Annotated in this window: 4 protein-coding genes; 1 reads left to right on the top strand and 3 read right to left on the bottom strand. The window is 70.7% G+C overall.

Annotated features, from left to right (window positions below):
* Window positions 1–120: 120 nt before the first annotated feature.
* The 3 genes from ACFW9D_RS21210 to eccD all read right to left on the bottom strand — a co-directional run bounded on the left by ACFW9D_RS21210 (window position 121) and on the right by eccD (window position 4,630).
* Window positions 121–2,337 (bottom strand): polyribonucleotide nucleotidyltransferase, encoded by a 2,217-nt coding sequence (locus tag ACFW9D_RS21210; protein WP_188336505.1) that lies wholly within the window; start codon window positions 2,335–2,337, stop codon window positions 121–123.
* Between the two features lie 305 nt (window positions 2,338–2,642).
* A complete protein-coding gene (gene rpsO, locus ACFW9D_RS21205) occupies window positions 2,643–2,930 on the bottom strand; it encodes a 30S ribosomal protein S15 (protein WP_188336506.1) in 288 nt (95 codons plus the stop codon).
* 182 nt (window positions 2,931–3,112) lie between these two features.
* Window positions 3,113–4,630 (bottom strand): type VII secretion integral membrane protein EccD, encoded by a 1,518-nt coding sequence (gene eccD, locus ACFW9D_RS21200; protein ID WP_384623821.1) that lies wholly within the window; start codon window positions 4,628–4,630, stop codon window positions 3,113–3,115.
* A gap of 306 nt (window positions 4,631–4,936) precedes the next feature.
* Between eccD and eccCa the strand changes: the two genes are divergently transcribed.
* Window positions 4,937–8,911 carry a type VII secretion protein EccCa gene (gene eccCa, locus ACFW9D_RS21195; RefSeq protein WP_384623819.1) on the top strand — a complete coding sequence of 1,325 codons (3,975 nt, stop codon included), beginning with the start codon at window positions 4,937–4,939 and terminating at the stop codon, window positions 8,909–8,911.
* Window positions 8,912–9,051 lie beyond the last annotated feature (140 nt).

Genomic DNA, 9,051 nt, shown 5'->3' with positions numbered 1-9,051 from the left:
CGGTCCCACCAGGTGACCGTGGCGCGGGTCGCCCCCCCCCGCGGTGGCGGCGCGGGGTTACTCGGTCGGGCCCCCCCCGCGGGGGCGGGGGCCCCCCCCCCGCCTTGGTGCTACGGGACGTCACTTGTCGGTGTCGTCCTTCGCGTCGTCGCCCTCTTCGCCCTCGATCACGGGGATCAGGGAGAGCTTGCCGCGGGAGTCGATCTCGGCGATCTCGACCTGGACCTTCTGGCCCACACCGAGGACGTCTTCGACGTTCTCCACGCGCTTGCCGCCGGCGAGCTTACGGATCTGCGAGATGTGCAGCAGGCCGTCCTTGCCCGGGAGCAGGGACACGAACGCGCCGAAGGTCGTCGTCTTCACGACGGTGCCCAGGTAGCGCTCGCCGACCTCCGGCATGGTCGGGTTGGCGATGCCGTTGATCGTGGCGCGGGCGGCCTCGGCGGCCGGGCCGTCGGCGGCACCGATGTAGATGGTGCCGTCGTCCTCGATCGTGATGTCGGCGCCGGTGTCCTCCTGGATCTGGTTGATCATCTTGCCCTTGGGGCCGATGACCTCACCGATCTTGTCGACCGGGATCTTGACCGTGATGATCCGCGGCGCGTTCGGGGACATCTCGTCCGGAACGTCGATCGCTTCCATCATCACGTCGAGGATGTGGAGGCGGGCGTCCTTGGCCTGCTTGAGGGCGGCGGCCAGGACGGAGGCCGGGATGCCGTCGAGCTTCGTGTCCAGCTGGAGGGCGGTCACGAACTCCTTGGTGCCGGCGACCTTGAAGTCCATGTCGCCGAAGGCGTCCTCCGCACCGAGGATGTCGGTGAGGGTGACGTAGTGCGTCTTGCCGTCGATCTCCTGGGAGATCAGACCCATGGCGATACCGGCGACGGGGGCCTTCAGCGGCACACCGGCGTTCAGCATCGACATGGTGGAGGCGCAGACGGAGCCCATGGACGTCGAGCCGTTGGAGCCGAGGGCCTCGGACACCTGACGGATCGCGTAGGGGAACTCCTCGCGCGTCGGGAGCACCGGCACCAGGGCGCGCTCGGCGAGGGCGCCGTGGCCGATCTCGCGGCGCTTGGGGGAGCCGACGCGGCCCGTCTCACCGACGGAGTACGGCGGGAAGTTGTAGTTGTGCATGTAGCGCTTGCGGGTCACCGGGGAGAGGGTGTCCAGCTGCTGCTCCATGCGCAGCATGTTCAGCGTGGTGACGCCCAGGATCTGGGTCTCGCCGCGCTCGAACAGGGCGGAGCCGTGCACGCGCGGGATGGCCTCGACCTCGGCGGCCAGGGTGCGGATGTCGGTGACACCGCGGCCGTCGATGCGCTTCTTCTCCTTGATGACGCGCTCGCGGACCAGGGACTTGGTCAGCGCGCGGTACGCGGCGGAGATCTCCTTCTCGCGGCCCTCGAACTCCGGGAGGAGCTTCTCGGCGGCCAGACCCTTGACGCGGTCCAGCTCGGCCTCGCGCTCCTGCTTGCCGGCGATGGTCAGCGCGGCGGAGAGCTCGGGCTTCACGGCGGCGGTCAGGGCCTCGAGCACGTCGTCCTGGAAGTCCAGGAAGATCGGGAACTCGGCGGTCGGCTTCGCGGCCTTGGCGGCGAGGTCGGCCTGGGCCTTGCACAGCACCTTGATGAAGGGCTTGGCGGCCTCGAGACCGGCGGCGACGACCTCCTCGGTCGGCGCCTCGGCGCCGCCCTTGACCAGCTGGATGGTCTTCTCGGTGGCCTCGGCCTCGACCATCATGATCGCGACGTCGCCGTCCTCGAGGACGCGACCGGCGACGACCATGTCGAAGACGGCGTCCTCGAGCTCGGTGTGCGTCGGGAACGCGACCCACTGGCCGTTGATCAGCGCGACGCGGACGCCGCCGACCGGGCCGGAGAAGGGCAGACCGGCCAGCTGGGTGGACGCGGACGCGGCGTTGATCGCGACGACGTCGTACAGGTGGTCGGGGTTGAGCGCCATGATCGTCGCGACGACCTGGATCTCGTTGCGCAGGCCCTTCTTGAAGGAGGGGCGCAGCGGGCGGTCGATGAGGCGGCAGGTGAGGACGGCGTCCTCGGAGGGCCGGCCCTCACGACGGAAGAAGCTGCCGGGGATCTTGCCGGCGGCGTACATCCGCTCCTCGACGTCCACCGTGAGGGGGAAGAAGTCGAGCTGGTCCTTGGGGTTCTTCGAGGCCGAGGTGGCCGAGAGGACCATCGTGTCGTCGTCGAGGTAGGCGACGGCGGAGCCGGCGGCCTGGCGGGCCAGACGGCCCGTCTCGAAGCGGATGGTGCGGGTGCCGAAGGAGCCGTTGTCAATGACGGCCTCGGCGTAGTGGGTCTCGTTCTCCACTAGCGTTTTCTCCGTTGCTTTCGTCTGTATTCGTCTTTTGTCCCGTACTGCCCGTGTGGCAGGGGGACGAACGGAGCAGCGCGCCTTGGAGCGGGCCGGTCTTCGATCGAAGCACCCGGGGATCCTCTTGCGTCTCCGGGGGCCACTACCGAGGACCGGCGGCGGCGAGGGCTGCGCTGTTCCTCGTCTCGAGCACGCGTCACGCGTACTCGTACGTCACCAGACTACAAAGCCTGTGTGACAGTGCGCACGTACAGCAAAAGGGAGCGGCCCCCTCAATCGGGAACCGCTCCCCTTTCGGCGTCTTATCGGGCGCCGGCCGCACCGCGGCGGATGCCGAGGCGCTCGACCAGGACACGGAAGCGCGCGATGTCCTTCTTGGCCAGGTACTGCAGGAGGCGGCGACGCTGGCCGACCAGGATCAGCAGACCACGACGGGAGTGGTGGTCGTGCTTGTGCGTCTTGAGGTGCTCGGTCAGGTCCGAGATGCGGCGGGAGAGCATGGCCACCTGAACCTCGGGAGAGCCGGTGTCGCCCTCCTTCTGGCCGAACTCGGCGATGATCTGCTTCTTCGTAGCGTTGTCGAGAGCCACGCTTACTCCTCGTAGAGTTTTCGTGCCGCCGAGTGCCCCTGGTCTACATCTCAGGGGAGCTTCCGTAACTCGGGAGGCGGGGATCCGCTGGGCGCTGCTCCCAGCTGATGCCGGGGGCGCGTACACAAACGGCCGTCACACAGCGTACCAGCCGTCGGGTGCACCCCCGACCGGGGTCCCTGCTAGCTGGTCATGGCCCGCGCCGACGCGTAGACGTCGAAGACGGCCAGGGCCAGCGGGATCAGCGTGAGCAGGACGAACGTCTCGGCGATCTCCAGGAAGCGGCCCCAGAAGGGGGTGACTCCGCGACGCGGGGTGATCAGGCCGATCGAGGTCACCAGGGCGGTGGCCGCGCCGATCGCCGCGATGATCCACACGGTGCGGATGTCGAGGGCCGTGGTGTCGTTCTTGAAGATCGCGTCGCGCAGGTAGTCGACCGGCGGGTGCAGGGCGAGGCCGAGTCCCAGGAAGACGAGCGCGGCGAGACCGGCGGCGAGCGTGGCCCCGACCTGCGCCGTGTAGCGGAACAGGTGCGCGCGCATCAGCATGGCGACGCCCGTGGCGAGGGCGAGCAGCTGCCCCCAGACGTTGCTGGAGAAGCCGAGGACGATCGAGGAGCCCACGGAGACGAGGGCGCAGCCGCCGACGAGGCCGACGAGCAGCTCGTGGCCGCGGCGGGCCTGGGCGGCGACGCGCTCGGCGTCGACGGCCTCGTGGACGCCCGACGGGTCGGCGGTCGTGTCGTAGCCGGCACGGCCCGGGTTCGGCGGTTCGAAGCCGATGGGCAGGCGGGCGAAGCGCATGGAGAGGCCGGGCAGGAACGCGAGGGCGCTCACGGAGAGCGGCGCGCCGATGGCGGCCGTCTCGATCGGCTTGAGATGCGTGAGGATCGCGATGAAGGTGGTGATCAGGCCGATCAGCGAGGCGAAGACGAACGCCACGAAGGGCCCGTCACCGCCGGGCGAGACCAGGGTGAGCACCACGGACGCGACCAGGACCGCCGCGCAGGCGAGCAGGAACTGGAGCCGGCCGATGCCCTGCCCCTCGGAGAGCGGGAGCAGGCCGGAGCCCGCGACCGCGATGTTCGGCAGGGCGCCGAGACCGAGCGCGACGGCCGAGCCGCGGTCGTCGTAGACGCGGCCCCGTACGCACGCCAGGGTGATCAGCAGGACGCCGGCGACGGCGGCCAGGATGCCCTGGAGGCTGTGCATGTCGTGGCGGATCTCGGAGTTCCACGCGACGAAGGCCATGAGGGCGGGCAGGATGCCGCCGGCCACGAGGCCCGCCGCGCGGGTGAGGTCGCCGCTCCACAGGGTGCGGTCCTTGGTGACGGCGGAGGCGACGGCCTCGGACACGTCGTCGTAGACCGCGGGCGGCAGCGACTCGGAGAACGGGCGCAGCGTCAGCAGCTCGCCGTCCAGGATGCGCTGCGCCGAGAAGGAGCGGGCGCTGTCGAGGACCGTGCCGTCGCGGCGTACGAGGTGGTAGCCGACGGGCGCCCCCTCGGCCGGGCTCTGCTGGGAGAGCCGCAGGATCTCGGGGTACAGGTCGGCGACCGGCACGTCGTCGGGCAGTGCCACGTCGATGCGGCTGTCGGGCGCCACGATCGTGACGCGGCAGAATCCGAGGCCCGTGCCCGCAGACGCGGGAGCTCCGGGACCCGCTGCGCCGGTCCGGCCGGCCGGCGCGGAGGCCGTCATGCTCACCTGCTGTTCCCCCTTGTTCGCGAAGGCCTTCTGTAAAGATCCTGTGTACGTTGGCCTGTGTTGCGGCGCAGGGCCGGTCACACGGGCCGTTCCGCCCGGGCCGAGTGGGAACCACACGTTCCGAACCGCGTGCAATGCCCGATTTTCCTGGGCTCGTTCGCAACTGCTCACGCGTACCTCCGGCACCCTACCGCCCGCCGTTGTCAGTGGTTGTCAGTAGGATCGCGAACCGCGATCGACGTCCGCCTGACACGGGGCGGCGGACGGAAAAGCTCGGTCCGGCAAGGGAATTGGTGCTAAGTGAGCCACATCGTCGTCAAGCGCCCACCTCGGGCACTGCCGTCCGAGGTGCCCACGGAAGAGGTGGTGCTGCAGCCTCCGCCGGAGCTTCCGCGGGGGCAGCAGGAAGGCGCCCTGATGCAGATCCTGCCCATGCTGGGCATGGGCGGTTCGGTGGTGTTCTTCTTCAACCCCTCGTCACCGCCGTTCATGCGCATCATGGGCATGGTGATGGTGGCGTCGACCATCGCGATGGGCATCGCGATGCTGGTCCGCTACCGCAGGGGCAACCAGGGACAGATGGCGGACATGCGCCGCGACTACCTGCGCTACCTGTCGCAGACGCGCCGTGACGCCCTCGGCACCGCCAGGAAGCAGCGCGACGCGCAGTACTACCTGCACCCTTCGCCGGAGCAACTGTGGGCGCTGGTCGCCGAGGGCAGCCGCGTCTGGGAGCGCCGCACCGGTGACGAGGACTTCGGACAGGTGCGCGTCGGGCTCGGCGCGCAGGGTCTGGCCACTCCCCTGGTGCCGCCGCAGACCGCGCCGGTCGACGAGCTGGAGCCGCTGACCGCCGGCGCCATGCAGCGTTTCCTGGCGACGCACAGCACGCTCGAGGACCTGCCGATGGCGGTCTCGCTGCGCGCCTTCTACCACGTGTCCGTGAGCGGCGAGCCGACGACCGTGCGCGGCACCGCGCGCGCCGTGGCCGCCTCCCTGGCCTCGCTGCACTCCCCCGAGGACCTCGTCGTCGCGGTCGCCGCGGGGCGCGAGACGGTCGGCGAGTGGGAATGGGCCAAGTGGCTGCCGCACTCCCAGGTGCCGGGCCAGACGGACGGCGCGGGCAGCCGCCGCCTCATCACCACCGACCCGGTGGAGCTGGAGGAGCTGCTCACCCCGCGTCTGGAGGGCCGCCCGCGCTTCCACCCCGGTGGCGCCCCGGTCCCCGAGCAGCCGCACCTGGTGGTCGTCCTGGACTGCGTCTCCCTGCCGCCCACCTCGATCCTGGCCTCCCCCGAGGGCCTGCAGGGTGTGACGGTCCTGGAGGTCGTCCCCGGCGACCTCAGCGCCGGCCGCGGCGACCTGTCGATCGTCGTGCACCCGAAGATGCTGCGCCTGGAGTCGGCGCACGGCATGGTCTACGAGGGCACGCCGGACGTGCTGTCGTACGCGGGCGCCGAGGCGCTCGCCCGCCAGCTGGCGCCGCTGCGCATGGCGACGGGCGGCGACAGCGACGACGAGCCGCTGCTGGCCAACCTGGAGTTCACCGATCTGATGAACCTGGGCGACGCCGCGACCGTCGACACCAAGCGCACCTGGCGCCCGCGCTCGCAGGCCGAGCGGCTGCGCGTGCCGATCGGTGTCGGCGACGACGGCCGGCCCGTGATGCTCGACCTCAAGGAGGCGGCGCAGGAGGGCATGGGCCCGCACGGTCTGTGCGTCGGCGCCACCGGTTCCGGCAAGTCGGAGCTGCTGCGCACCCTGGTGCTCGGCCTCGCCGTCACCCACTCCTCCGAGACGCTGAACTTCGTCCTCGCGGACTTCAAGGGTGGTGCCACGTTCGCCGGCATGGCCCAGATGCCGCACGTCGCGGCCGTCATCACGAACCTGGCGGACGACCTGACGCTCGTCGACCGTATGGGTGACTCCATCCGCGGTGAGCTCAACCGCCGCCAGGAGATGCTCCGCGACGCGGGCAACTACGCGAACATCCACGACTACGAGAAGGCACGCGCGGCCGGTGCCCCGCTGCAGCCGATCCCCTCGCTCGTCCTGGTGATCGACGAGTTCTCCGAACTGCTCACGGCGAAGCCGGACTTCATCGAGATGTTCGTCCAGATCGGCCGCATCGGCCGTTCGCTGGGCGTGCACCTGCTGCTCGCCTCGCAGCGCCTGGAGGAGGGCCGGCTGCGCGGCCTGGAGACGTACCTGTCGTACCGCATCGGTCTGCGGACGTTCTCGGCGGCCGAGTCCCGTGCCGCGCTGGGTGTCCCGGACGCGTACGAGCTGCCGAACGTGCCGGGTTCCGGCTTCCTGAAGTTCGGCACCGACGAGATGGTGCGCTTCAAGGCGGCCTACGTCTCGGGGGTGTACCGCACGGGTTCCGCGCGGGTCGCCACGCCCGGCGGGCCGCTTCCGGTGGACCGGCGCCCGGTGCTGTTCACGGCCGCGCAGGTGCCGGTGCAGTACGTGCAGCTGCCGCCGCAGCGCGAGGAGGAGGCGCAGGCCCCGCGCGACGAGAAGGACGACGCGCTGGCCGACACCGTGCTCGACGTGATCGTGCGCCGCCTCGAGGCGCAGGGTCCGGCGGCGCACCAGGTGTGGCTGCCGCCGCTGGACAGCCCGCCGTCGCTCGACTCGCTGCTGCCCGGCCTCGCGCCCGTGCAGGGCCGCGGGCTCACCCAGCCCGGGTACGAGGGCGCCGGCCGTCTGGTCATCCCCGTGGGCCTCGTCGACAAGCCGTACGAGCAGCGGCGCGACCCGCTGTGGGTGGACTTCGGCGGCGCGGCCGGTCACATGCAGATCCTGGGTGGTCCGCAGTCCGGCAAGTCGACGCTGCTGCGCTCCATCGTGGCGTCGTTCGCGCTGACGCACACGCCGCAGGAAGTCCAGTTCTACGGGCTCGACTTCGGTGGTGGCGGTCTCGCGGCCGTCGAGGGGCTGCCGCACGTGGGTGGCGTGGCCTCCCGTCTGGACCCCGAGAAGGTGCGCCGTACGGCGGCCGAGGTGTACGGCGTGCTGACGCGCCGCGAGGAGTACTTCCGTACGGCGGGCATCGCGTCGATCGCCGACTTCCGCGCGCGCCGCGCGCGGGGCGACATCTCGATGACCGACCAGCCGTGGGGCGACGTGTTCCTGCTGATCGACGGCTGGGGCAACTTCCGTTCGGACTACGAGGCGTTGGAGCCGCTGGTCCTGGACATGGCGGCGCGCGGTCTCGGTTACGGCATCCACGTGGTCGTGACGGCGTCGCGGTCCATGGAGGTCCGGGCGAACATGAAGGACCACCTCATGAACCGCCTGGAGCTGCGGCTCGGCGACACGATGGACTCCGAGTTCGACCGCAAGGTCGCGGCCAACGTGCCGACGGGTGTCCCCGGTCGTGGTCAGACGCCGCAGAAGCAGCACTTCATGGCGGCGGTGCCGCGCATCGACGGTCTGTCCTCGGACACGGACCTGGCGGAGGCGACGACCGCGCTCGCCGCCGAGGTGACCCGGCACTGGACGGCGCCGGGCGCACCCCCGGTACGGCTGCTGCCGCGCGAGTTCCCGGCGCGCCAGCTGCCGCCGGGCGACCGGTTCCCGGAGCGGGGCATCGCGTTCGGCCTCGACGAGGACAACCTCGAGCCGGTGTTCGTGGACTTCGAGCAGGACCCGTTCTTCCTGGTCTTCGGCGAGAGCGAGTCCGGCAAGTCGAACCTGCTGAAGCTGCTCATCCGGCAGCTGACGCAGCGCTACAGCGGCGACGTCTGCAAGCTGTTCGTCGTCGACAACCGGCGCTCGCTGCTCGATGTGACGCCGAAGTCGCACCTGGCCGAGTACATCCCGATGTCGAACCAGATGCAGCACCACATGGACGCGCTGGCCGACCTCATGCAGCGCCGGACGCCGACCGCGGACGTGACGGCGCAGCAGCTGCGCGACCGCAGCTGGTGGAGCGGTCCGACGGTCTACGTGGTGATCGACGACTACGACCTGGTGTCGACGTCGAGCGGCAACCCGCTGGCGGGCCTGACCGAGCTGCTGCCGTTCGCGCGCGACGTGGGCGTCCGCTTCATCATCGCCCGCTCGACGGCGGGCGCGGGCCGCGCCGGCTACGAGGCGTTCATGCAGCGCATCAAGGAGCTGGGCGCGCAGGGCGTGCTCCTCGCCGGTGACCCGGCGGAGGGCGATCTGCTCGGCGGTCTGCGACCGCGGCCGATGCCGGCGGGCCGGGGCACGTTCGTGTCGCGCAAGCGGGGCAAGCCGTTGGTCCAGATCGGTCTGGAGGACTGAGCCCGGGACCTGGGCCGGGCCCTCTGTAGCACGTGAGGTGGAGGGGCCGCCGGGTGATATTCGTTGTTATGCCTGGGGCCCCTTAGCCGTTCCCCCCGCAAGGTGGGTGGGCGCCTCGGCGGTTGTAGGGGGGGGGCGGT

Origin of the sequence: Streptomyces sp. NPDC059524 (genome assembly GCF_042749255.1) — a bacterium.
GTDB lineage: Bacteria > Actinomycetota > Actinomycetes > Streptomycetales > Streptomycetaceae > Streptomyces > Streptomyces xanthii.
Note: the sequence above shows the minus strand (reverse complement) of the source record. Positions and strands in the feature narration are given on the sequence as shown.